Origin of the sequence: Microbacterium sp. Leaf203 (assembly GCF_001421275.1) — a bacterium.
Classification (GTDB): Bacteria; Actinomycetota; Actinomycetes; order Actinomycetales; family Microbacteriaceae; genus Microbacterium; species Microbacterium testaceum_A.
The window spans coordinates 1191349-1216169 of the sequence record NZ_LMKF01000022.1; the positions used below are offsets into that span (position 1 = coordinate 1191349).

At 69.9% G+C, this 24821-nt stretch carries 22 protein-coding genes; 17 read left to right on the plus strand and 5 right to left on the minus strand.

Annotated elements, in window-relative coordinates; all coding sequences use genetic code 11:
- Positions 1-24: 24 nt before the first annotated feature.
- Positions 25-732 carry a DUF998 domain-containing protein gene (locus ASE56_RS06810; protein ID WP_082450338.1) on the minus strand — a complete coding sequence of 236 codons (708 nt, stop codon included), beginning with the start codon at positions 730-732 and terminating at the stop codon, positions 25-27.
- Positions 733-1124: 392 nt separating this feature from the next.
- On the opposite strand from ASE56_RS06810, the gene ASE56_RS06815 reads away from it, so the two are divergent.
- Positions 1125-1490 carry a hypothetical protein gene (locus tag ASE56_RS06815; protein ID WP_056226617.1) on the plus strand — a complete coding sequence of 122 codons (366 nt, stop codon included), beginning with the start codon at positions 1125-1127 and terminating at the stop codon, positions 1488-1490.
- A gap of 169 nt (positions 1491-1659) precedes the next feature.
- Here the strand turns inward: ASE56_RS06815 and ASE56_RS06820 are convergent, their stop codons facing one another.
- Genes ASE56_RS06820 through ASE56_RS06830 form a run of 3 tightly spaced genes read right to left on the minus strand, consistent with a single transcriptional unit; the run spans position 1660 to position 2975 of the window.
- Entirely contained in the window at positions 1660-2067 is a 408-nt protein-coding gene (locus tag ASE56_RS06820) for a Rid family hydrolase (protein ID WP_056226619.1), read from the minus strand.
- A gap of 26 nt (positions 2068-2093) precedes the next feature.
- A complete protein-coding gene (locus ASE56_RS06825; protein ID WP_056226621.1) occupies positions 2094-2627 on the minus strand; it encodes a hypothetical protein in 534 nt (177 codons plus the stop codon).
- A gap of 24 nt (positions 2628-2651) precedes the next feature.
- Positions 2652-2975 (minus strand): hypothetical protein, encoded by a 324-nt coding sequence (locus tag ASE56_RS06830; RefSeq protein WP_056226624.1) that lies wholly within the window; start codon positions 2973-2975, stop codon positions 2652-2654.
- A 207-nt stretch (positions 2976-3182) separates the two neighbouring features.
- Here ASE56_RS06830 and sucC point away from each other — a divergent pair, with 207 nt between their 5' ends.
- Together sucC and sucD are read left to right on the plus strand one after the other, a co-directional pair.
- On the plus strand, positions 3183-4346 hold the full coding sequence (gene sucC / locus ASE56_RS06835; RefSeq protein ID WP_056226626.1) for an ADP-forming succinate--CoA ligase subunit beta: 1164 nt from the start codon (positions 3183-3185) through the stop codon (positions 4344-4346).
- Between the two features lie 17 nt (positions 4347-4363).
- Entirely contained in the window at positions 4364-5266 is a 903-nt protein-coding gene (sucD, locus tag ASE56_RS06840) for a succinate--CoA ligase subunit alpha (protein ID WP_056226628.1), read from the plus strand.
- Between the two features lie 472 nt (positions 5267-5738).
- Here sucD and ASE56_RS06845 read toward each other — a convergent pair whose 3' ends face one another.
- A complete protein-coding gene (locus tag ASE56_RS06845) occupies positions 5739-7190 on the minus strand; it encodes an NCS2 family permease (RefSeq protein ID WP_056226630.1) in 1452 nt (483 codons plus the stop codon).
- Between the two features lie 66 nt (positions 7191-7256).
- On the opposite strand from ASE56_RS06845, the gene ASE56_RS06850 reads away from it, so the two are divergent.
- The 14 genes from ASE56_RS06850 (at position 7257) to purH (ending at position 24502) form a co-directional block, all read left to right on the plus strand.
- A complete protein-coding gene (locus ASE56_RS06850; protein ID WP_056226632.1) occupies positions 7257-7694 on the plus strand; it encodes a nitroreductase family deazaflavin-dependent oxidoreductase in 438 nt (145 codons plus the stop codon).
- A gap of 308 nt (positions 7695-8002) precedes the next feature.
- Positions 8003-10582, plus strand: a complete 2580-nt coding sequence (gene nirB / locus ASE56_RS06855) for a nitrite reductase large subunit NirB (RefSeq protein WP_056228338.1) — start codon at positions 8003-8005, stop codon at positions 10580-10582.
- A 38-nt stretch (positions 10583-10620) separates the two neighbouring features.
- Positions 10621-11067: a nitrite reductase small subunit NirD gene (gene nirD / locus ASE56_RS06860; protein WP_164481593.1), complete on the plus strand. Its 447-nt coding sequence runs from the start codon at positions 10621-10623 to the stop codon at positions 11065-11067.
- Positions 11064-12386 (plus strand): uroporphyrinogen-III C-methyltransferase, encoded by a 1323-nt coding sequence (cobA, locus tag ASE56_RS06865; RefSeq protein WP_056226634.1) that lies wholly within the window; start codon positions 11064-11066, stop codon positions 12384-12386. Before nirD ends, cobA begins: the two co-directional genes overlap by 4 nt.
- Positions 12383-13522 (plus strand): uroporphyrinogen-III synthase, encoded by a 1140-nt coding sequence (locus ASE56_RS06870; RefSeq protein WP_056226637.1) that lies wholly within the window; start codon positions 12383-12385, stop codon positions 13520-13522. Before cobA ends, ASE56_RS06870 begins: the two co-directional genes overlap by 4 nt.
- A complete protein-coding gene (locus tag ASE56_RS06875) occupies positions 13519-14232 on the plus strand; it encodes a sirohydrochlorin chelatase (RefSeq protein ID WP_056226639.1) in 714 nt (237 codons plus the stop codon). Before ASE56_RS06870 ends, ASE56_RS06875 begins: the two co-directional genes overlap by 4 nt.
- Positions 14233-14292: 60 nt before the next feature.
- Entirely contained in the window at positions 14293-15309 is a 1017-nt protein-coding gene (locus tag ASE56_RS06880) for a LacI family DNA-binding transcriptional regulator (protein ID WP_056226640.1), read from the plus strand.
- Positions 15310-15478: 169 nt separating this feature from the next.
- On the plus strand, positions 15479-16816 hold the full coding sequence (locus tag ASE56_RS06885; RefSeq protein WP_056226643.1) for an ABC transporter substrate-binding protein: 1338 nt from the start codon (positions 15479-15481) through the stop codon (positions 16814-16816).
- Between the two features lie 76 nt (positions 16817-16892).
- Positions 16893-17813 carry a carbohydrate ABC transporter permease gene (locus ASE56_RS06890; RefSeq protein WP_056226644.1) on the plus strand — a complete coding sequence of 307 codons (921 nt, stop codon included), beginning with the start codon at positions 16893-16895 and terminating at the stop codon, positions 17811-17813.
- Positions 17813-18769 (plus strand): carbohydrate ABC transporter permease, encoded by a 957-nt coding sequence (locus ASE56_RS06895; RefSeq protein ID WP_082450340.1) that lies wholly within the window; start codon positions 17813-17815, stop codon positions 18767-18769. Before ASE56_RS06890 ends, ASE56_RS06895 begins: the two co-directional genes overlap by 1 nt.
- A gap of 53 nt (positions 18770-18822) precedes the next feature.
- Complete coding sequence (locus ASE56_RS06900) at positions 18823-20334, plus strand: alpha-N-arabinofuranosidase (RefSeq protein WP_056226646.1); 1512 nt, start codon at positions 18823-18825, stop codon at positions 20332-20334.
- Between the two features lie 126 nt (positions 20335-20460).
- Positions 20461-22086, plus strand: coding sequence for a DUF6350 family protein (locus ASE56_RS06905; protein ID WP_056226648.1), 1626 nt, complete (start codon positions 20461-20463; stop codon positions 22084-22086).
- A gap of 140 nt (positions 22087-22226) precedes the next feature.
- On the plus strand, positions 22227-22826 hold the full coding sequence (gene purN, locus ASE56_RS06910) for a phosphoribosylglycinamide formyltransferase (RefSeq protein WP_056226650.1): 600 nt from the start codon (positions 22227-22229) through the stop codon (positions 22824-22826).
- 65 nt (positions 22827-22891) lie between these two features.
- Positions 22892-24502 (plus strand): bifunctional phosphoribosylaminoimidazolecarboxamide formyltransferase/IMP cyclohydrolase, encoded by a 1611-nt coding sequence (gene purH / locus ASE56_RS06915; protein ID WP_056226652.1) that lies wholly within the window; start codon positions 22892-22894, stop codon positions 24500-24502.
- Positions 24503-24821: the final 319 nt, after the last annotated feature.

Genomic DNA, 24821 nt, shown 5'->3' on the forward strand with positions numbered 1-24821 from the left:
TCACGCGCGCGAGCGGGGGTGGATCTAGGGGGTCGTCTTCGGCGCGGCAGACGACGGCCGCAGATCCCTCGTCATCGGAGTTCGGCGCGCGATCTGAGTCGCCACGCTGACACCGACGGCTGCCGTCCACAACGTCAGCGTGTCGAAAGCGAGCCGCTCCGCTATTCCCAGGGGCAGGAGCGGCGATCGTCCGCCATCGAGGCCAGCGACGAACACCACGAAAGACGCGAGAGACACGGCGACGGTGGCGAACGTGAGCGCCCGGAAAGCACCTCGGCCCGCGGCGGCCGCCAGGAGGATCATGGCCGACCATTGCGTCAGCGCCTGCCCGAGGGCTGCGGCATCGTGGAGATCGGGGAACGTGTTCCAGGGGAAGCAACCCACCAGGATGACGAAGACTCCCGACACCGCGACGAGCACCGACCCCGTTCGGCCTGTGCGGCCGCCCCACGAGCCGCCGAGCAGAACCGCCCCCGCCGTGATCAACGCACCCGATACGACCATCCCGCCGTTGAACACCGCGTGCCACGGAGAGCATATAAGGCGTGCGGTGGCGGCGTAATCCGAGAAGACTCCGCAGCTTGTGACGCCGAGATCACTGATCGCGTTGTCGGCGATCGAGTACCCGCTCGGCCACTGAAGAGCGACCGCCATCTGCAGTGGGAGCAGAACAAGAGTGACCGCCCACAAAGCCGCTCCGATCTGCAAACGCCGTATAGGGCATGTGTACATGCGAAGTCCTCCCGGCGATGATGATAGCGCGCCCCGCGGCCGAGTGACGTGGTGCTCGTCGAGCGGTCAATGGCGGCGTTCGCACGGAGCCAACGCCGCAAACCGTGCGAGGGGTGGACGGTTTTGACGCGACTGCTCTTCCGTACTCACCCGGGGGTGAAATTCGGACGGCTGGGCGCGGTGAACCGCGACTTCACACGCTCCGAGGGCGATCGCGGTGGCACTGGCCCCCTAGCATGCGAATTCCTTCCTCTCGCCGTCGTTTCATGAGGAAACGTCCGTCGGCCCCCGAGCAGTGGGCGCCCGATACGGAGGATGCATCATCGACTGGCGTCGCGGGCCGAGTCGATGCGCGCTTTCGTGTCGCGGCGTGGCTCGTCATCGCTCAAGGCGTGGTGATGGAGCTGGGTGCGCTGCTGGCACTCCCGGTTCTCGTGGCGACCGGCCTCGATCAGGATGACGTCGGCACCCATCTCCAGTTCGCCCTGCCGTATCTTCAGAACAACCTCTACCTGCTCATGATCATGAGTGGCATCTTCGGCACCCTCCGGGTTCTCGGGGGTATCGGCATCCTGTGCGACCGTCTTTGGGGTCTCGGAATCACCCTTGTAATGTGCGTCGTCACGCTTGTCCTGATGGTCTTCATGCTTCCGGCGGGTATCGCTGACGGTGTGCTGTCTGGAGGGGCGCTGGTGCTCATCGCCTTCGCGTGGTTCGGCTCCGGCCCCATCTCCACGCGGAGGTACTCCGAACCCTGAGGGGCGGTCGTCAGGCAGCCGCGCCTCGGTGGGGCGCGAGGCGGCCGTGGCTCGTCGACGTCGGAGCCGCGTGAACGGTGGTCGCGCAGTGGGGTCGGATCGGCATCGCGAAGAGGGACACCGCAGATCGCCCCCGTGGTGGACGCGGTGGCGGGCTGACATCCGACGATCAGTCCACGACCGCGGCCACCGCCTCGATCTCGACCAGCTGGTCGTCGTAGCCGAGGACGGTGACACCGAGAAGGGTGCTCGGAACGTCGTGGTCGCCGAAGGCGTCGCGCACGACCTCCCAGGCGGTGACGAGATGCGCCTGACGGGTGGATGCCACGAGCACGCGCGTGCTGATCACGTCGGTGATCTCCGCGCCCGCCGCTCGCAGGGCGCCGGTCATCGTTTCGATGCACTTCGCCGCCTGCGCCGCATAGTCGCCGATGCCGGCGGTCGAGCCGTCGTCGTTCAGGGGACACGATCCGGCGAGGAAGATCAGCCGCGCGTTCGCCGGAGCGGTGGCGGCGTACGCGTACTCCGCCGCGTCGGACAGTGCGGTCGCACGGATGAGGGTGACGGCGGAAGGCATCTCGGGTCCTTTCGCGACGGATGCGGTCAGCGGGTAGCGGGGCAGGCGACGGCGAACGTCAGTGTCGCCTCGACGGGGGGAGCTTTTCGCAGATCCAGGTCGCCGATCTTCAGAGCGGCGTCGGATTCGACGGGGAGGGCGTTCGCCGTGCCGTGGATCTCGGTGCCGCGGAAGGCGTCGTCGGCGACCGTGACCTCTCCCTCGCCCAGGAACTGCACGGCGTACCCGTCGATAGCCCAGGCCGAGACGGTGGTTGCGTCCTCGGCATCCCCGATCTGAGGCACCATCACGCCGGCATTCGGGCTCGGCGAATCGGCCGTCACCCGCGTACGCGCGTCATCGCACGCGCGCAGCCCGTCGCCGACACCCGCCGATACCGTGCGCCTCTCGCCGTCCGCGACGAAGGTGATCTCCACGGTGTCGATCGCCGCGGGCGCCGCCTGTGTCGCGGTCGGTGAGGAAGCGGCACCCGGGATCGTCGCGGTGCAGCCGGTGAGGCCGAGAGCAGCGAAGGATGCCAACACGACGAGCGTCGTGCGCGGGTCCGGGCGAGGGGGCATGCCCCCCAACCTGGCACAGATGGTTCAGGCGAACCAGATCACGCAAAGTAGCGCGATGGTGAGATGGAAGGTCGGGAGCGCGGACGACCCGGCCATCTCTCGACGGGCGCGCATCATCATGAAGATGAACATCACGTAGAGACCGACCATGCACAGAGCGCTCAGGGTGCCCCAGATCCACAGCGCGGTGAGGTTCGTTCCGTCGTCGATCGCGACTCCGCCGATGAAGCCCGTCACGATCATGCCCACGGCGAGCGAGACGCCGATCGTCCGGTAGCGCGAGGCGGTGGAGCCGACGAGCGTCGAGACGGCGATCAACTCGGTGACGAGCAGATTGCTGCGGGGCAACCGATGCTCTCGAGGTATGTCGGCGCTCATCCAGCGGGAGGGGGCACTGGCGCCGCGGCATGTTCTGTGCTCTGTGCCCCTCCCATCGAAGGGGCAAGGGTCGGGGGTCTCCAGCCCCGTCTAGTAGGGTTGTCGACTGGCGAAGATCTCTTGATATCGAGAGAGTTCGCCTCCTCCCACCACCGATCGCCCAGCGAAGGATTGTCCGTGGATCTCTACGAGTACCAGGCACGTGATCTGTTCGAAAAGTACGAGGTGCCGGTACTCGCCGGCATCATCGCCGACACCCCTGAGGAGGCGAAGGCGGCCGCGGAGAAGCTCGGCGGTGTCGTCGTCGTCAAGGCTCAGGTCAAGACCGGAGGCCGCGGCAAGGCCGGCGGCGTGAAGGTCGCGAAGACCCCCGACGAGGCGTTCGAGGCGGCCCAGGCCATCCTCGGCCTCGACATCAAGGGTCACGTCGTTAAGCGCGTCATGGTCGCCGCCGGCGCCCGCATCGCCAAGGAGTTCTACTTCTCGGTGCTGCTCGACCGCGCCAACCGCTCCTACCTTTCGCTCTCGAGCGTCGAGGGCGGCATGGAGATCGAAGAGCTCGCCGTCGAGCGTCCCGAGGCGCTCGCGCGCATCGAGGTCGACCCGATCGAAGGCATCACGCCCGAGAAAGCCCTCGAGATCGCCAAGGCCGCGAAGTTCGACGACGAGCTGGCCCCCAAGGTGGCCGACGTCTTCGTCAAGCTCTTCAACGTCTACAAGGGCGAGGACGCCACGCTCGTCGAGGTGAACCCCCTCATCCAGAGCGAAGACGGCGACATCATCGCCCTCGACGGCAAGGTCTCGCTCGACGAGAACGCCGGCTTCCGTCACCCCGACCACGAGGCGCTCGAAGACAAGGACGCCGCCGACCCGCTCGAGGCCAAGGCCAAGCAGCACGACCTCAACTACGTCAAGCTCGACGGTCAGGTCGGCATCATCGGCAACGGCGCGGGCCTGGTCATGTCGACCCTCGACGTCGTCGCGTACGCCGGCGAGAAGCACAACGGCGTCAAGCCCGCCAACTTCCTCGACATCGGCGGCGGCGCCTCGGCGACCGTCATGGCCGCCGGCCTCGACGTCATCCTCGGCGACGAGCAGGTCAAGAGCGTCTTCGTCAACGTCTTCGGTGGCATCACCTCGTGCGTCGCCGTGGCCGAGGGTATCGTCAAGGCCCTCGAGATCCTCGGTGACACCGCCACCAAGCCGCTCGTCGTGCGCCTCGACGGCAACCAGGTCGAAGAGGGTCGCGCGATCCTCGCCGCCGCCAACCACCCGCTCGTCACCCTCGCCGCCGGTATGGACGAGGGCGCCGACAAGGCCGCCGAACTGGCCAACGCGTAAGGGATAGGGACAGAAACATGTCGATCTACCTCAACAAGGACTCCAAGGTCATCGTCCAGGGCATCACCGGCGGTGAGGGCACCAAGCACACCGCCCTCATGCTCAAGGCCGGCACCCAGGTCGTCGGTGGCGTGAACGCCCGCAAGGCCGGCACCACGGTCTCGCACAAGGACGCGTCGGGCAACGACGTCGAGCTGCCCGTCTTCGCGTCGGTCGAAGAAGCCATCCGCGAGACCGGCGCCGACGTGTCGATCGCGTTCGTGCCCCCGGCCTTCACGAAGGACGCGATGGTGGAGGCCATCGACGCCGAGATCCCCCTGCTCGTCGTGATCACCGAGGGCGTTCCCGTCGGCGACACCGCCGAGGCGTGGGCGTACTCGAAGGCCAAGGGCGAGAAGACCCGCATCATCGGCCCGAACTGCCCCGGCATCATCACGCCCGGCGAGGCGCTCGTGGGCATCACCCCCGCGAACATCACCGGCAAGGGACCCATCGGCCTCGTGTCGAAGTCGGGCACCCTGACCTACCAGATGATGTTCGAGCTGCGCGACCTCGGCTTCTCGACCGCCATCGGCATCGGCGGCGACCCGGTCATCGGCACGACGCACATCGACGCCCTCGCGGCGTTCGAGGCCGACCCCGAGACCAAGGCCATCGTCATGATCGGTGAGATCGGTGGAGACGCCGAAGAGCGCGCCGCCGACTTCATCAAGGCCAACGTCACCAAGCCCGTCGTCGGCTACGTCGCCGGTTTCACCGCTCCCGAGGGCAAGACCATGGGCCACGCCGGCGCCATCGTCTCGGGCTCGGCCGGAACCGCTCAGGCGAAGAAGGAGGCCCTCGAGGCCGCCGGCGTCAAGGTCGGCAAGACGCCGTCCGAGGCTGCCGCCCTGATGCGCGAGATCATCGAGAGCCTGTAAGGAGCACTCTCTGCGGGGCCCGGATGCCATGGCATCCGGGCCCTTTCGCGTGCCCGGCGGGCGCGGGCTGGGCGGTGGCGCCTGGGGCGGCGGGATGGGCCGCGCGAGGACGCACTGATTCGACGAGGACGTATCGGATAGGCGGCAAACGGGTGCGGTCTCGGCGAACGGGTGCGTCTTCGGGGCGGCGGGTCGGGGGCGGCGCGTAGCGAGACGCGGCGGTTGGTCGGGGCGGGGTGGACCGCGTGAGGACGTACGCGATCGTCGAGGACGCATCGGATGGGTGGGAAACGGGTGCGGTCTCGGCGAACGGGTGCGTCTTCGGGCTACGGGCCGGTCGCGCCGCGCGGCGCGCAACGGCGGCCGGGCGCGGGGCGGGCGACGCGTGGGGCCGCGACGCGCACCCGGCCCGCGGCGGCGACGAAAAGGGGCCCGGATGCCGTGGCATCCGAGCCCCTTGAGAGCACCGGGCTCAGCCGAGCAGGGCCTCGACCGGACCGCGGGCGAAGAAGACCACGAAGCCGGCGGCGACGATCCACAGCAGCGGGCTGATGCGGCGCGCGCGACCCGACAGCGCCTGGATCAGGACCCAGCTGACGAAGCCCGCGCCGATGCCGTTGGCGATCGAGTAGGTGAGGGGCATCACGGTGACGGTGAGGAACACCGGGATGAGCACCGACATGTCGCTCAGGTCGACGTGGCGGATCTGCGCCATCATCAGCGCGCCGACGATCACGAGGGCTGCGGCGGCGATCTCGGTGGGGACGATGCTCGTCAGCGGAGTGAAGAACATCGCGAGGAGGAACAGGCCGCCGGTGACGACGTTCGCGAGACCCGTGCGGGCACCCTCGCCGATGCCGGAGCCCGACTCGATGAACACGGTGTTCGACGACGACGACGTCGCTCCACCCGCGACGGCGCCGATGCCCTCGATCACCAGCGCCGAACGCAGGCGCGGGAAGGTGCCGTCGGGAGCCGCGAGGCCCGCCTCGCGCGAGAGGCCGGTCATCGTGCCCATGGCGTCGAAGAAGTTCGTGAAGACGAGCGTGAAGACGAGCATGAGCGCGGCGAGCACGCCGATACGCCCGAAGGATCCGACCAGGTCGACCTGACCGACGAGCGACAGGTCGGGGAGGCTCACCCACTGCGCGGGGAGGGTGGGGACGCTCAGGCCCCAGCCGCCGGGGTTGCCGTCGGCCTTGGCCCCGAGACCGGTGACGGCCTGGACGATCACGGCGATGACGGTGCCCGAGAGCAGACCGATCAGCAGGGCGGCCTTGACCTTGCGGACGAGGAGCACGGCGGTGATGACGAGGGTCAGCACGAACAGGGCAGTGGGGATTGTGGTGATCGAGCCGCCGACGCCGAGACCGACCGGGGGAGAGCTGAGGCCGGTCGAGGTGACCAGGCCGCTGTCGACGAAACCGATGAACGCGATGAACAGGCCGATGCCGACCGTGATCGCCGTCTTGAGCGCGAGGGGCACGGCCTCGAAGATCATCCGGCGCAGGCCGGTGACCGCGAGCAGCACGATGATGAGGCCGTTGATGACCACGAGACCCATCGCCTCGGGCCATGTGACCTGACCCACGATGCCGACCGCGAGGAACGAGTTGATGCCGAGACCCGCGGCGAACGCGAACGGCAGACGCGTGACCAGTCCGAACAGCATCGTCATGACACCCGCGGTGAGTGCGGTGACCGCGGCGACCTGTGAGAAGCCGAGCGCATTACCCGCGACGTCGGGGGTGCCCGAGAGGATGATCGGGTTCAGGATGACGATGTACGCCATCGTGACGAAGGTGACGACGCCGCCGCGGATCTCTCCGCCGACGGTCGAACCGCGGGCGGTGATCTCGAAGAACCTGTCGAAGGCGTTCTTCGGTTCGGGGACGGCCGTGGTCTCGGGAGCGGAAGCGCTCATGAAGGCTCCAGGAAAAAGAGGGAGGGACTAGACCGGAGGGGAAGACGCCGACGTATCGTGTGAGCTATGTCACTCTCAGGAGAGTATCTACCCAGCACCAGCGAATGGGCCCGCCAGCAGGCGGAGACTTTCGAAGCCACGGGGGGCAAAGAGTCCGCCGACATGCGGGGCGTACCCATCATCGTCCTCACCACCGTCGGTGCCAAAACGGGCGGCCTGCGCAAGACCGCGCTGATGCGCGTCGAGCACGACGGAAAGTACGCGGTCGTCGCCTCGAAGGGCGGCGCCCCTGAGCACCCCGCCTGGTTCTACAACCTCGTCAAGAACCCCCGCGTCGCCCTGCAGGACGGCGACGTGAAGAAGGAGTACGACGCGCACCAGGCGGAGGGCGCCGAGCGCGAGGAGTGGTGGGGCTACGCGACCGAGGTCTGGCCCGACTACGACGAGTACCAGAAGAAGACCGACCGTCGCATCGAGCTGTTCGTGCTGGAGCCGGTCGAGTAAGTCCTCTCGATCGCTCATCCGCGTGAGTGTCCACGACACCCGGACGGATCGAGAATTCGTCCGGGTGTTGCGGACACCCGACGGTGTGGGGTCGACGCGCAACGGGGATCAGAGGTCCGGATGCCGGGATCCAAACCTCACACCGAGCCCTCGGCCGCGTGAGAGAAACGTTCGCCCGGGGTAACGCGGGCGCGAGGGCGGGGGAAACCTCGGCTGCCTAGCGTCGGGGCATGGCCCGCTCGAACCCCGCAATCGGAACGAAACACGCCGCTGACGCGTCGGCAAAGTCCGCCGCGTACGGTGACGGCATGCTCCACCCCGCTCCATCCGGATCCGTCGTGGTCGTGGGTGCGGGAATGGTGGCCCACCGCTTCGTCGAGAGCCTCACAAGCCGCGACACCGAGGGCCGCTGGTCGGTCACGGTGCTGGGCGACGAAGCCCGCGGGCCGTACGACCGCGTGGGCCTGACCGGCATCTTCAGCGGCAAGACCCCCGACGACCTCGCCCTCGACCCCGCGGTGCTCGCGCACGAGCGGGTGCGTGTGAAGACCGACGCCCGCGTCACGAAGATCGACCGCGCGGCGCGCACCGTCACCACGGCGGGCGGCTCGACGCACGCGTACGACCGCCTCGTGCTGGCGACCGGGTCGTTCGCCGCTCGTCTTGCCCTCGACGGCTTCGACCACCAGGGGTGTTTCGTCTACCGCACGCTCGACGACGTCGCCGGCATGCGCGCCTGGGTCTCGAAGCGCTCGGCGCAGCTCGGCCGCCCCCTGCGCGGCGCGGTCGTCGGCGGCGGTCTGCTCGGACTCGAAGCCGCGGGGGCGCTGCAGGCCGAGGGCGTCTCGCCGTTCGTGCTGCAGTCGAACGAACGCCTCATGTCGGCCCAGCTCGACCTGGGCGGGGCGCGCACCCTGCAGCGGCTCATCGAAGCGCGCGGCATCGAGGTGCGCACGAGTTCGGTGACGACCCGGGTGGATGCCGACAAGACCGGCGCCGTGTGCGGCCTCGAGCTGCGCGACGGCACGTGGGAGGCCGTCGACATCGTGGTCTTCACGGTCGGCGTGCGGCCGCGCGACGAACTCGCCCGTGCGGCGGAGCTGCGGGTCGATGCCCGCGGCGGTGTCGTGATCGACGAGGGCTGCGACACCTCGGACCCCTCGATCATGGCGATCGGCGAGGTCGCGAGCTTCGACGGGCAGTGCATCGGCCTCGTCGCCCCCGGCTACGCGATGGCCGAGGTCGCCGCGACCCGCCTGCTCGGCGGCGACGCCGCCTTCCCCGGGTTCGACACCTCGGCCAAGCTGAAGCTCTCGGGCGTCGAGGTCGCGAGCTTCGGCGACGCGTTCGCCGAGACGCCGAACGCCCTCGACGTGACCTACGCCGACCCGGTGTCGGGCGTCTACAAGAAGCTCGTGCTGAGCGACGACGCGCAGACGCTTCTCGGCGGCATCCTGGTCGGCGACGCCTCGGCGTACACCTCGCTGCGTCCGCTCGTCGGCCGTGCCCTCGGCGGCGACCCCGCGGCCTACCTCATGCCCTCCGACCTCGCCCCCGCCCCGCAGGGCGACCTGCCCGCCGACGCGATCGTGTGCTCGTGCAACGGCGTCACCGCTGGAACCGTGCGCGAGGCCGTCACCGAACACCAGTGCGCGGATGCCGCCGAGGTCAAGGCCTGCACCAAGGCCGGGGCCGCGTGCGGCTCGTGCTTCACGCTCGTGAAGAAGCTCGTGGCGACCGAGCTCGCGGCATCCGGAAAAGAAGTCTCCAACGGCCTGTGCGAGCACTTCTCGTTCACCCGGGCGCAGCTGTTCGACGCCGTCCGGGTCTCGGGGCTGCGCACCTTCACCTCGATCGTCGAGCGCTTCGGCACCGGCCGCGGCTGCGACATCTGCAAGCCGGCCCTCGCGAGCATCCTCGCCAGCCTCTACTCGGGGCACGTGCTCGACGGCGAGCTCGCGACGATGCAGGACACGAACGACCACGTGATGGCCAACATCCAGCGCGACGGCAGCTACAGCGTCGTCCCGCGCATCCCGGGTGGCGAGATCACGCCCGAGGGGCTCGTCGTGATCGGCGAGGTTGCGCGCGACTTCGGGCTCTACACGAAGATCACCGGCGGACAGCGGATCGACCTGTTCGGCGCTCGCCTCGACCAGCTGCCCGACATCTGGAAGCGCCTCGTCGACGCCGGCTTCGAATCCGGACACGCCTACGGCAAGTCGCTGCGCACGGTGAAGTCGTGCGTCGGCTCGACCTGGTGCCGCTACGGCGTGCAGGACTCGGTCGGCATGGCCGTGCAGCTCGAGCTGCGCTATCGGGGCCTGCGCTCGCCGCACAAGCTCAAGTTCGGCGTCTCGGGCTGCGCGCGCGAATGCGCCGAGGCCCGCGGCAAGGACATCGGGGTGATCGCGACCGAGGCCGGGTGGAACCTCTACGTCGGCGGCAACGGCGGCTTCACCCCGCGCCACGCGGTGCTGTTCGCCGAGGGCCTCGACGACGAGGGGCTGCTGCGGGCGATCGACCGGTTCCTCATGTTCTACATCCGCACCGCCGACCGGCTGCAGCGCACCGCGCCCTGGGTCGAGGAATACGAGGGCGGACTCGAAGCACTCAAGGGCGTCGTGTTCGACGACACGCTCGGCATCGCCGACGATCTCGACCGGGCCATGGCATCCCACATCGACGCCTACGAAGACGAGTGGGCCGCGACCCTCGCCGATCCCGAGAAGCTCAAGCGCTTCCAGAGCTTCGTCAACGCGCCCGAGAAGGCCGACCCCTCGCTCGCCTACGTCGCCGAGCGCGGCCAGGCCCGACCCGCCACGGCAGAGGAGCGCGCGTCGGGCGCGGTGCTCATCGGTGGCACGACGCTGGCGGTGCGGTCATGACCCTGATGGAGACGACTCCGGATGCCGGGACCCCGGCCATGACGTCGAGTTCGACCGGCGCCCCCGACGGGCCGGCGGCGCAGGGCTGGACCCGCGTCTGCCGCGTCGACGACCTGCTCGTCGAGCGCGGGGCGGCGGCCCTGCTCGGCGACCGGCAGATCGCGCTGTTCCGGGCCTTCGACGGCCGCATCTTCGCGACCGACCAGATCGACCCTTTCAGTGGGGCGGCCGTGCTCTCGCGCGGGATCGTCGGCGACCGCGGGGGAGTGCCGACCGTCGCCTCGCCCATGTACAAGCAGGTGTTCGACCTGCGTACCGGCGCGTGCCTCGATACGCAGGGCAAGGAACAGCTGACCGTGGCCGTGCACCCGGTGGCGGTCGCCGAAGGTGACGTGTTCGTGAAGCTCGTGACCGCCTCGGCGCCGGCGAGCAGCGCGCACGCCGACCCCGCGCACGCCGACCCCGCAGAAGGAGACGCCCGATGATCGCTCTCGCAGGACTCGACCTCACCGACAAGCTCGTCGTGTGCGTGGGCGGCGGCTCCGTCGCCGAGAAGCGCATTGCACGGCTGCGGGCCGCCGGCGCCCGGGTGCGGGTGGTCGCACCCGTGATGACGCCGGGTCTCGCCGCGCTCGCCGCCGCGGGTGACATCGAGTGGCTCGCAAGGGGATTCGCCGACACCGACCTCGACGACGCTTGGTTCTGCCACACGGCCACGGGCGCGGCATCCGTCGACGCAGCCGTCGTCGCCGCAGCCGAAGCGCGCCGCGTGTGGTGCGTCAACGCGGGCCACGGCGGCAAGGGCACCGCGCGCCTGGCCGCCGAGACCACGAGTGGCGACGTCATGGTCGGCGTCGTCTCCACCGCGGGAGCCGACCCCCGCCGCAGCGTCGCCGTGCGTGACGCCATCGCCCAGCGCCTCGCCGAAGGCGCCCTTCCGCTCCGCCGCCGACGTCGCCCGCTCGTGGGGAGCGTGGCGCTCGTCGGCGGCGGTCCCGGCCCGGTCGACCTGCTGACGGTGCGCGCCCGCGCGCTGCTGGCCGAGGCCGACGTCGTCGTGCACGACCGGCTCGGACCCACCGGCGTGCTCGCCGAACTCGGTGACGACGTCGAGCTGATCGACGTGGGCAAGCGGCCGCAGCACCACCCGGTGCCGCAGCACGAGATCAACGCGATCCTCGTCGACCGCGCGGCTCGCGGGCTGCGCGTCGTCCGACTCAAGGGCGGCGACCCGTTCGTCTACGGCCGCGGCGGCGAAGAGGTCATCGCGTGCCGCGAGGCAGGCATCGCGGTCGAGGTCGTGCCCGGTATCTCCAGCGCGATCGCCGTTCCCTCATCCGCGGGCATTCCCGTGACGCACCGGGGCGTCGCCGGTACCCTGCATGTCGTGAACGGTCAGGACACTCCGAGCGAAGCGACCCTCGCCGCCCTGCGCGACGACAGCGCCACGGTCGTCGCGCTCATGGGCGTGAGCGCCCTGCCGCGCTTCGTCGCCGCGGCCCGCGCCGCCGGTGCTCCCGAGACGCGGCCCGTCGCCTTCGTCGAGAACGGCCACACGCCCGCTCAGCGCACGATCCGCACCACGCTCGGAACGGCGATGGCGGATGCCGAGACCCACCGCCTCGCGAACCCCGCGGTGCTCGTGTTCGGTGAGGTCGCCCGGGCCGACCTGCTGCTGCCGGTCTCGGCGCCCGCGGCGGCGTCGCTCCAGCCTGCTTCCGCGGCGGTCGCGGCGCCCGCTGCGACTCAGGCGCCCGCGACGTCGAGCGCGGTCGCGGTCGGCCAGAGCGAGGGCATCGGGTGACCACACCCGCGCGGACGATCAGCACGGTGCTCCAGGGGTGCACCGTGCTGCTTCCCGTCGATCGACGGTCGGGGGAGCTGTCGGCCGCGCTCGAGCGCCACGGCGCGCGCGTGCGCGTCGCTCCGGCCCTCACGATCGTGCCGCACGTCGACGACGACGAACTGATCGCGCAGACGCGGTCGCTGGTCGACGACCCGCCCGACGTCGTCGTGGCCACCACCGGTGTGGGGTTCCGCGCGTGGATGGAGACCGCCGACGAGGCGGGTCTGCACGACGCGCTCGCGCCCGTGCTCGACGGCGCGCGCATCGTCGCGCGCGGTCCCAAGGCGCGCGGCGCCATTCAGCAGGCCGGGTTCGAGGCCGACTGGGTCGCCGAGAGCGAGACCGCCGCCGAACTGCGCGACTTCCTCGTGGCCGAGGGCATCGAGGGACTGCACGTCGCTGTGCAGCACCACGGCTCCGGCGCCGACGGCCTCGACGAGGCGTTCGAGGCGGCCGGCGCGCGCGTGACCAGCCTCACGATCTACCGGTGGGGTCCGCCGCCCGACCCCGAGGTCGTCGCCGCGTCGACCCAGCAGGTCGCGCGGGGAGAGATCGACGCGGTGCTGTTCACCTCGGCCCCCGCCGCGCGGGAGTGGATCCTCGCCGCCGAGCGGGCCGAGGCGCTCAATGGAGTCGCCTCGCGAGCCGCCCGCGGGCACGTACTCATCGCCGCCGTCGGGCCGATCACCGCAGGTCCCCTCCTCGAGGCGGGCATCACCCCGCTCATCCCCGACCGCGGGCGCCTCGGCGCGCTCGTGCGCGCGGTCGTGACGCACTACGGCGGGGCGGACGCGGCGCTCATTCCCACGACGGTCGGGCGCCTCGGCATCCGCTCATCGGGAATCGTGCTCGACGGGGATTTCACGCCCCTGCCGCGCACCGGAGTCGAGATCCTGCGGGCGCTCGCCAGAAACCCCGGGGCGGTCGTCTCGCGCGCCGACCTGATCGCCGCGCTGTCGAGCGCGGAGGCCAGTGGCCACGCCGTCGAGGTCGCCGTGGCCCGCACGCGCGAGGCGCTCGGCGGGCTCGACTTGATCCGTACCGTCTACAAGCGCGGATACCGGCTCGACGTGATCGATGAGGAGGACGCATGACCGCCGTACTGATCGCCTGCGCCCACGGCACGAGGTTCGAAGAGGGCCGCGTCGTCGTGCGCGAGCTGCTCGAGGTGCTGCGCGCGACAGCTCCCGCCGACGTCGAGGTGCACGAGGCCTACGTCGACGTGCACGGTCCGTACGTCACCGACGTGGTCGCCGCAGCCCGCGAACGCACCGACGACATCGTCATCGTGCCGCTGCTGCTCTCGACCGGGTACCACACCGAGGTCGACCTGGTGGAGGCCGCCGACGGACTGCCCGTCGCCCCCGCGCTCGGACCCCACCCGGTGCTGGCCGAGATCCTCGCCGATCGCGTGCGCGCCGCGGGAGCCGGTCCCGACGACACCGTCGTGCTCGCCGCGGCGGGGTCCACCCGCCCGGGCGCGGTGGTCGACGTCGAACGCATGGCGGAGCTGATGGCCGAAGCCGGGGTCACCGGTCCCGTCGTCACGGCCTACGCCGCGGCATCCGATCCCCGCATTCCGGATGCCGTGGCCACGGCACGCGCGGACGGTCGCCGCACGGTCGCGGCGAGCTACGTCCTCGCTCCGGGCCACTTCTCGCGCGTGATCGAGAAGGCGGATGCCGACCTGACCACCGCCCCAATCGGCGCCGACCCGCGCCTGGCGACGGTGGTGTGGGAGCGGTGGCGCGATGCGCGTGTGCCGCTCTCGTTGCAGACGGTCGCGCACAATGGTGAGAGCTGACCCGTCGCACGGTGGCGGAGCGGTCTGTACAACGTTGTACAGTGAGCCCATGGAGATCCGATGACGGCCACCCTGCATGACGTCGCGCGGCTGGCTTCGGTGTCGATCAAGACCGTCTCGAACGTCATCAACGATCGGCCGAACATCCGCCCCGCCACGCGCGAACGGGTCGAGCAGGCCATCGCCGAACTCGGCTACACGCCCAACCTGACCGCGCGCAATCTGCGCAGCGGACGCACAGGCGCCATCGCCTTGGCCGTGCCCGACCTGGCATTGAGCTACTTCGCCGAACTCGCCGCGATCGTCATCGCCGAGGCCGAACGGCGGGGGGTGGTCGTGCTCGTCGAGCAGACCGGCGGCGACCGGGAGCGCGAGATCGAGCTGCTGCGCTCGCCGCGGCTCAAGCTCACCGACGGGCTCATCTTCAGCCCCCTCGGAATGGGGCAGGACGACGTCGATCGGCTCGAGGTGACCTACCCGATGGTGCTGCTGGGTGAGCGCATCTTCGACGGACCGACCGACCACGTGACCATGCGCAACGTCGACGCCGCGCGCGACGCGACGCGATTCCTGCTGAAGAGCGGGCGTCGGCGCATCGCCCTCGTGGGCGCCCACGACGGCGAGGTCATCGGCTCGGCCGGACTCCGCCTGAGGGGCTATCGCGAGGCGCTCGACGAGGCGGGGGTCGCGTACGACGACGACATCGTCGGGTACACGACCATGTGGCATCGCGCGAACGGAGCCGATTCGATGCGCGAGTTGCTGCGCCGAGGCGTCGACTTCGACGCCGTGCTTGGGCTCAACGACACGCTCGCGCTGGGTGCCATGAGGGCCCTGCAAGAGGCAGGGCGACTCGTGCCCGACGACGTCTGGGTGGTGGGCTTCGACGACCTCGACGAGGCGCAGTACTCGATCCCGTCGCTCACGACCATCGACCCGGGCCAGGACTGGATCGCGCGGACCGCGGTCGAGACGCTTCTCGCGCGCATCGCCGGGCCCTCGGAGGCGCCGGCTCCGCAGCTGCTTCTCGCCGACTATCGCCTGGTCGAGCGCGAATCGGCGCCCGGCCTGCGCTGAGTCGCAGACACGGCGCTTGACAGTGCGCCGCCCGACGGGCATCATCCTTTTACAACGTTTACTTCCAACGTTGTAAATCGTGCAGAGCGGCACTCTTCAGGCGCCGGGCTGCGCCGATCCATCTCCGAGAGACACCGGTGTTTCGCACCGCGAGAGGAACACACAGCCCATGAAGAACAAGGTCTTCGCCGGTCTCGGCATTGTCGCCGTGGCCGCGGCCGCACTGACCGGATGCAGCTCGGCATCCGGGTCCGCCGCTGCCTCGTGCACCAACGAGATCCTGAAGCCGGATGCCACGCAGGTGAGCGTCTGGGCGTGGTACCCGTCGTTCGAGCAGGTCGTCGACCTGTTCAACCAGAACCACGACGACGTGCAGATCTGCTGGACCAACGCCGGGCAGGGCAACGACGAATACACGAAGTTCTCGACGTCGATCGAGTCGGGCTCGGGAGCCCCCGACGTGATCATGCTCGAATCCGAGGTGCTCTCGAGCTTCTCGATCCGCAACGCGCTCGTCGACCTGTCGGCCTACGGTGCCGCTGACGTCAAGGGCAACTACACCGATGGCGCCTGGAAGGACGTCTCCAGCGGCGACGCGGTCTACGCGATCCCGGTCGACGGCGGTCCGATGGGCATGCTCTACCGTCAGGACATCCTCGACACGTACGGCATCGCCGCTCCGACCACCTGGGACGAGTTCGCCGACGCCGCGCAGAAGCTCAAGGACGCCGGAGCCCCCGGAGTCCTCGCCAACTTCCCACCCAACGGTCGCGCGTTCACGCAGGCCCTGTTCGCCCAGGCGGGCTCGAAGCCGTTCACCTACGACAGCGCCGCCCCCACCGACATCGGCATCGACGTCAACGACCAGGGGTCGAAGGACGTGCTCGAGTACTGGCAGAAGCTCACGTCGAAGGGCCTGGTCGCCACCGACGAGGCGTTCACCGCCGACTACAACACCAAGCTGGTCGACGGCACCTACGCCATTTACGTCGCCGCCGCGTGGGGCCCCGGCTATCTGCAGGGACTCGAGGGTACCGACGACAGCGCCACGTGGCGCGCGGCCCCCATCCCGCAGTGGGACCCCGCGAAGCCCGTGCAGGTCAACTGGGGCGGCTCGACCTTCGCGGTCACGAGCCAGGCGAAGGACAAGGCGGCCGCGGCGACCGTCGCCAAGGAGGTCTTCGGCACCGAAGAGGCGTGGAAGATCGGCATCGAGAAGGCAGCGCTCTTCCCGCTGTGGAAGCCCATCCTCGACTCGGACTACTTCCGTGAGCTCGAATCACCCTTCTTCGGTGGCCAGCAGATCAACAAAGAGGTCTTCCTACCCGCGGCCGCAGGCTACAGCGGCTTCACTTTCAGCCCGTTCCAGAACTACGCCTACGACCAGCTCCAGCAGCAGGTCACGGCCGTGACGGTCGACGGCTCGAAGGATGCCTCCGCTGCGCTCGACGACCTCCAGTCGAGCCTCGAGCAGTACGCCACGGAGCAGGGCTTCACGATCAAGTGAGTCCCCGGTGGGCCGACCTGACGGTCGGCCCACCGTCCGCCCCATCCCTCTCGCCACCGTCCCACCGGGAGACCCCATGGCCACGCACACCCTCACGACGCCGTCGCGGCGCCGCGCCACCGGACACGCGCGTCGACAGCGCGTCGGGTGGCTGTTCATCACGCCGTTCCTCGTGATCTTCGCCGCGTTCCTGATCTTTCCTCTCATCTACGCCTTCGGGATGAGCCTGTTCAGCTCGACGCTGGCCACGGGCACCAAGTTCGTCGGAGCAGCCAACTATCTGAAGGCCTTCACCGATCCGCTCTTCCTCGGTGGGCTGGGTCGCGTCGCGCTGTACGCGGTCGTGATGATCCCGGCGCAGCTGCTCGTCGCGCTCGTCGCCGCCCTCGTGCTCGACACGCTCGGCACCTGGCTGGCGAAGGCGTCGCGCCTGCTGATCTTCGCGCCGTACGCGATCCCCGTCGTCATCGGTGCGCTGATGTGGAGCTTCCTCTACAGCCCCCGCTTCGGCCCGGCCGGCACGATCTTCGGGCTGTTCGGTCTCGACGCCCCCGACTTCCTCGCCAGCAGCGCGATCTTCGGCAGCCTCGTCAACATCGTGACCTGGCAGTGGTCGGGCTACTACATGATCGTCATCTACGCCGCGCTGCGCTCGATCGACCCCTCGATCTACGAGGCCGCGCGCGTCGACGGCGCCAGCGGGTTGCAGATCGCGACGCGTATCAAGGTGCCGATGATCGCCTCGTCGATGGTCATGGTGATCACCTTCGCGCTGATCGGAACGCTGCAGTTCTTCACCGAGCCGACGGTCCTGCGCTCGATCGCCTCCGGGGCCTTGCCGGCGGAGTACACGCCGAACATGTACGCGTACGCCCTCGCCTTCAGCTACAGCCAGTTCAACTACGCCTCGACGATCGCGTTCTCGCTCGCGATCGTGGTCTTCATCGGTTCGTTCGGCTTCCTCTTCCTCACCCGCAAGCAGAACGGACTCAAGTGATGGCCGTCCCCACCACCGCGCGAGACGATCGCACGCGCACCATCGTCACCGCCGGCGCGGGTCGCCCCGACCGCTCGGCACGCCGCGAGGCGCGTCGCAACGCCCGCGTCGCCCAGGGCGGACGCCGCATCGGTTCGCACGTGCTTCTGCTGGTGCTCGCCCTGTACTTCGTCGTCCCCATCTGGTGGCTGTTCGTCGCCGCGACCAAGAGCACGGGCGGACTCTTCTCGAGCCCCGCGTTCTGGTTCGACGATCCGATGCAGCTGTTCGCCAACATCGCGGGCCTCTTCGAGCACCAGGGCGGCATCTACTGGACGTGGCTCGGCAACTCGTTCGTCTACTCGTTCGTGTCGGGGGTCGGCGCGACGATCGTGGCCGTGCTCGCCGGCTACGGCTTCGCGAAGTACCGCTTCCGCGGACGGGGGTTCGTGTTCGGCATGATCCTCGGGTCGGTCATGGTGCCGCTGACCGCACTGGTCATCCCGCAGTTCATGCTGCTCAGCCAGTACGGCCTCGTGAACACCGGATGGGCCGTCATCCTGCCCTCGCTTCTGAACCCGTTCGCCGTCTACCTGATGCGCGTCTACACGCAGGACACCGTGCCCGATGAGTTGCTCGAGGCCGCGCGCATCGACGGCGCGGGGGAGTGGCGCACGTTCACCACGATCGTCGTCCCCCTGCTGCGTCCCGCGATCGTCACGGTGCTGCTGCTGTCGATCGTGGGCACGTGGAACAACTTCTTCCTGCCGCTCGCGATGCTCACCAATCCCGAGACCCTTCCGGTGACCGTGGGGCTCAACCGCTGGCTCGCGCTGTCGAACGCGGGTGCCGGCGGCGAGCAGGTGTGGAACCTCATCACCTCGGGCGCCTTCATCTCGGTGCTGCCGTTGCTGCTGTCGTTCCTCCTGCTGCAGCGCTACTGGCAGGGCGGCCTGACGCTCGGCAGCGTGAAGTGACGCCCCTGCGCACCCCGACCTCTTCTTCTCGCACGACCACAGAAAGCTCACCCATGCCTGACGCACGTCTCACCATCGACCCCGGATCCGTCATCGGCCCGATCCGGCGCAAGATCTTCGGCGGGTTCGTCGAACACCTCGGCCGCCACATCTACACCGGCATCTTCGAGCCGGGTCACCCGACGGCGGATGCCGAGGGCTTCCGCCAGGACGTCATCGATCTCGTGAAGGAGCTCGGTGTCGACACCATCCGCTACCCCGGCGGCAACTTCGTCTCGGGTTTCCGGTGGGAGGACTCCGTGGGTCCCGTCGAGCAGCGTCCGCGCCGGATCGACCTCGCGTGGCACTCGACCGAGACGAACGAGATCGGCCTGCACGAGTTCTCGTCGTGGCTCGACAAGGTCGGCTCCGACCTCATGATGGCCGTCAACCTCGGCACGCGGGGGACACTCGAGGCGCTCGACCTGCTCGAGTACTCCAACGCCCACGGCGGCACCGCGCTCAGCGACCAGCGCATCGCCAACGGTCGTTCGGCGCCGTTCGACGTGCGCATGTGGTGCCTCGGCAACGAGATGGACGGCCCGTGGCAGCTGGGCCACCGCTCCGCCGACGACTACGGCAAGATCGCGTCGCAGGCGGCCAAGGCGATGCGCATGTTCGACCCCGACCTGCAGCTCGTGGTCTGCGGCTCGTCGAGCGCTCACATGCCGACCTTCGGCGAGTGGGAGCGGGTCGTGCTCACGCACACCTACGACGACGTCGACCTCATCTCGTGCCACGCCTATTACGAGGAGCGCGGTGGCGACGTCGACAGCTTCCTCGCTTCGGCGGTCGACATGGACGGGTTCATCGAGAAGGTCGTCGCCACGGCCGACCACGTCGGCGCGGTCAAGCAGTCCGCGAAGCGCATCGACATCTCGTTCGACGAGTGGAACGTCTGGTACATCGACCGCTACCACGAGGTCGACAAGCTCTCCGGAATCGACAACTTCCCCGTCGCCCCGCGCTTGCTCGAAGACTCGTACTCGGTGCTGGATGCCGTCGTCTTCGGCAACCTCATGATCTCGCTCCTCAAGCACGCCGACCGGGTGGCATCCGCTTCTCTCGCCCAGCTGGTCAACGTGATCGCGCCGATCATGACGGAGCCGGGCGGGATCGCGTGGAAGCAGACCACGTTCTTCCCGTTCTCGATCACCTCGCGTTTGGCGCAGGGGGAGGCGCTGCGCCTCGATCTGCAGGCGCCGACCTACACGACCGCGGCGTACGGCGAGGTTCCGTTGGTCGACGCCGTGGCCACGCACGACGCCGAGACCGGCCGGAGCGCGGTGTTCCTGGTGAACCGCTCGACCACCGAGGCCCTCGACGTGACGATCGACGTCTCGGCGCTCGGAGAGATCGCGGTCCTCGAGTCGCACACGCTCGCCGATGACGACCGATCCGCCGCGAACACGCTCGAAGACCCCGAGCGCGTCGCGCCGGCATCCAACGAGACGGCGACGATTTCGGCGGGAACCCTCACCGTGACGCTGCCGCCGGTGTCGTGGACGGCCCTGTCGCTCGGATGACACCCGGGTCGTGCGGGCACCCGTTCCGGCGGGTGCCCGCACCTCGAGCGACGACTCCTCCGTGCGGCGGATGCCGCCGCGCCTGAGCGGCGGTCACGCGCGTCGCGGGTAGGGTTCCTCTCGCCCATGCATCGCCTCCTCATCGCACTCCTCGCCGCCCTCGACGCCGTCCTGGCGGCCGCGGGTGGCATCGCGGTCGTGCTCGCACCTCTCACGCTGCTCTGGGTCTTCGGAGTCGGCAGCCCCGACTGGGGAGCGCTCTGGCCTGCTGCCGCCGCGGTGTGGCACCTCGGCCACCTCGTCCCCGTGACGGTCACGCTGCCCGACGCGTACCTGGCCGTCACCGGGATCGACCCGACCTTCGCGACCTTCACGCTCTCGCTCGCGCCCCTCGCCTTCGCGGCGTTCACCGGGCTCTTCGCGGCCCGCTCGGGGGCACGTGCGGCCGAGGCGGGTGGCGGGCTGACCGGATGGATTTCGGGATCGCTCGTCTTCGCGGCCCTCTCCGCGGGCGTGGCGCTCACCTCGGGCGCAGCCCTCGTGGCATCCGAGACCTGGCTCGCAATCCTCTTGCCCTCGCTGATCTTCCTCGTCCCCTCGCTCATCGGCGCCCTGGTCGGCGCGTGGCGCGTCGGCGACGACGGTCCGGTCGACGCCCTCCGCGAGAGGATCGAGCGGATGCCGACCGCCTGGGCGCCCGTGCCCGGACTCGCGTTGCGCGGACTCGCGCTCACCACCCTCGGGCTCGTCGGCGTGGGCGCCGTGGTCGTGGTGGCCGGGCTCATCGCCCGCGCCTCGCAGGTCATCGGCCTCTACCAGGCGAGCAACGCCGACCTCATCGGCGCGACCGTCATCGCGCTCGGTCAACTGCTCTACCTCCCGACCCTCGTCCTGTGGGGCATGTCGTTCGCCGCCGGTCCCGGATTCGCCCTCGGCACCGACACCGCGGTGACCCCGGCCGCGACGCAGGTCGGCGCGCTCCCCGGCATCCCGGTGCTCGGGGCGGTGCCCGACTCGACGTCGTCGTGGCTGCTGCTCCTCGCCCTGCTGCCCGTCGCCGTGGGCGCGTTGACGGGGTGGATCCTCCGATCCCGGATGCCGTTCACCACCGGCCCCGAGCCCCTCGGGCCCCGGCTTGTGCTGGCCGTCGCGGTCGCCGCGCTCACCGGCGGGATGGGGGCGCTCGCCGCCGTCGTCTCGTCGGGGTCGATGGGGCCCGGCCGGCTCGTCGACACGGGCCCGCAGCCGGGACCGCTCGCGCTGACTCTCGGTCTGGAGGTGCTCGTGGGCCTCGCCATCCTGCTGTTGAGCCCGAGGTTCGGGGCCGACGAGGGCGACGACCGGTTCGAGGAGCGCGAAGACCGCGGGTTCTCCTTCGCCGCTCGCGAGCACGTGCCCTTCGACCGTGACGAACACGCGACGGGTCCGACCCCGACGGGGTCCCGGCTCGGGGCGGGGATCGCCCACGACGTGTGGCCGAGCTCGTACCGCGATCCGGATGCCGTCGCGACCGACACCGCACTCGGGACACGGGGAGGCGCCTCGGACTTCGAGACGTCGTCCTCGCGGGCCGGCGGGGGAGCGTCGACGCGCTCGGTGCCCCTTCCCCCCGCTTCCGATCCGACGCCGTCCGCCCCGGTGACGTCGGCGGAGAGTGCGGGGGCGTCGGACGACCTCACCGACGACGAGGTGCGCGCGCGGATCCGCGCGGCCTGGTCGGAGCACGGCGGAGAACCCGGCGACAAGGGCTGACGACCACCACTCCGCGCCGCGGAGGTTCCCGTGCTCGTATCGACAGGGCCGCCCGGACCGGTCGCTCGGACCTCGCCGCGCCCTCGCCGTCCCGTTCGGGCGGGCCCGCGCGCTCGAGCGCACCTGCGTAGACTGAGCGCGTGCTCACGGTCGCCGTCCTCATCTCCGGCACCGGCTCGAACCTCCGCGCCCTGCTCGAGGCGGCATCCGCCCCCGACTTTCCGGCGCGCGTGATCGCGGTCGGTGCCGATCGCGAGGCCGACGGCTTCGCCCACGCCGAGCATTTCGGCATCCCGACCTTCCTCGTTCCGTTCAGCGCCTTCGCGTCACGCGAAGAGTGGGGCGCCGAGCTCGGGGCCCAGCTGTCGGTGTGGAACCCCGACCTCGTCGTGCTCAGCGGAATGATGCGTCTGCTCCCCGCCGACCTCGTCGCCGCGTGGGAACCGCGCATCATCAACACCCACCCCGCCTACCTGCCCGAGTTCCCCGGAGCGCACGGCGTGCGAGACGCCCTCGCCGCGGGTGCGACCCAGACCGGCGCGAGCGTGATCGTCGTCGACTCCGGCGTCGACACCGGGCCCATCCTCGCCCAGGAGCGCATCCCCGTGCTCCCCGGCGACGACGAGGACTCGCTGCACGACCGCATCAAGCCCGTCGAACGACGTCTGCTCATCGACGTCGTCCGACGGATCGCCGAAGGCGAGCTCGACCTCGCCGCCGCGGCATCCCCAACAGCCTGACCCGCTCGACGGGCGCCGGCCCGTCGCGCATCCGAACCCGACTCGAGACACAGGAGCCGAACGCCATGGCCGGACCCCGCCACGACCCCGCCGACTACCGCCCCCGAGACATCGTCCCGATCCGCCGCGCACTGGTGTCGGTGAGCGACAAGACCGGTCTGCTCGAGCTCGGCGCGGCCCTCGCCGCCGCGGGCGTCGAGATCGTCTCGACCGGCGGCTCGGCCACCCTCCTGCGCGACGCCGGATACGCCGTCACGGACGTCTCGTCGGTGACCGGCTTCCCCGAGTCGCTCGACGGACGCGTCAAGACCCTGCACCCGAGCGTGCACGCGGGCCTCCTCGCCGACCTGCGTCTGGCCTCGCACGAGGCGCAGCTCGAAGAGCTCGACATCCGCCCCTTCGAGCTCGTCGTCGTGAACCTCTACCCGTTCGTCGAGACCGTGGCATCCGGTGCCGAGGGCGACGATGTCGTCGAGCAAATCGACATCGGCGGCCCCGCCATGGTGCGCGCCTCGGCCAAGAACCACGCGAACGTCGCCATCGTCGTCTCGCCCGAGTCGTACCCCGCGATCATCGACGCCCTGCAGGCCAACGGCGGCACGAACCTCGTGCAGCGCCGCGAACTCGCCGCCCGCGCCTTCTCGCACACCGCCGCCTACGACACCGCCGTCTCGACCTGGTTCGCCGAAGGCACCCTCGCCGACGACATCGACCTGCCCGCGCACCTCACCATCCAGGCCGAGCGACTGTCGACCCTGCGCTACGGCGAGAACTCGCACCAGCGCGCCGCGATCTACACGCGCGTCGGCGGTCACGGCATCGCCCAGGCCACGCAGCTGCAGGGCAAGGAGATGTCGTACAACAATTACGTCGACGCCGACGCGGCCCTCCGCGCCGCCTTCGACATGGTCAAGCCGGCCGTGGCGATCATCAAGCACGCGAACCCCTGCGGTATCGCCGTCGCCGCCCCCAACGCCCTCGACCCGATCGCCTCGGCGCACCTCCGCGCGCACGAGTGCGACCCCGTCTCGGCCTTCGGCGGCGTGATCGCCGCGAACCGGACCGTGACGCTCAAGATGGCCGAGAACCTGCGCGACATCTTCACCGAGGTGATCATCGCGCCGGACTTCGAGCCCGAGGCGCTCGAGGTGTTCAAGCTCAAGAAGAACCTCCGCGTGCTGCGCCTGCCGAACGACTGGCAGCAGGAGCGCATGGACGTCCGCCTCGTGTCAGGCGGCCTGCTGCTGCAGGACGCCGACCGCTTCCCCGACGACATCGAGTCGGTCGCGAAGAACTGGGAGCTCGTCTCGGGTGAGCGTCCCGCCGACGAAGACATGGAGAGCCTCATCTTCGCGTGGAAGTCGTGCCGCGCGGTCAAGTCGAACGCGATCGTGCTCGCGAAGGGCTCGGCCACGGTCGGCATCGGCATGGGCCAGGTCAACCGCGTCGACTCCTGCCGCCTCGCGGTCGAGCGCGCCGGTGACCGCGCCGCCGGCTCCATCGCGGCATCCGACGCCTTCTTCCCCTTCGCCGACGGCCCACAGGTGCTGATCGACGCCGGCATCTCGGCGATCATCCAGCCCGGCGGATCGGTTCGGGATGCCGAGGTCGTCGACGCCGCGCGCGCCGCCGGCGTCACGATGTTCTTCACGGGAGAGCGCCACTTCTTCCACTGAGCCGTCGCGCTTCGCACCGCCCTCGCGACCTCGGTCGCGGGGCGGTGCGGTGTTTCGGGGTGTGGGCCTTGGCATGGGCGGGGCATTGCGAGGGCCCGCGGGGCGCGGTTTGGGGCGCTCATCGTCGTTTGGGGCGTGAGATGTCCGCCCCGAACGACGGGATTCGCCCCAAACCCGAGGGAAGCGCGGACCGCAGGCCACGCGGGGCGGGGTGGACCGCGCGGAGTGGATGAGGCCGCTTTGGGACGCGTTTTGTCGTTTGGGGCGTGAGATGTCCGCCCCAAACGACGGGATTCGCCCCGAACCGGTCGAGGGGCGA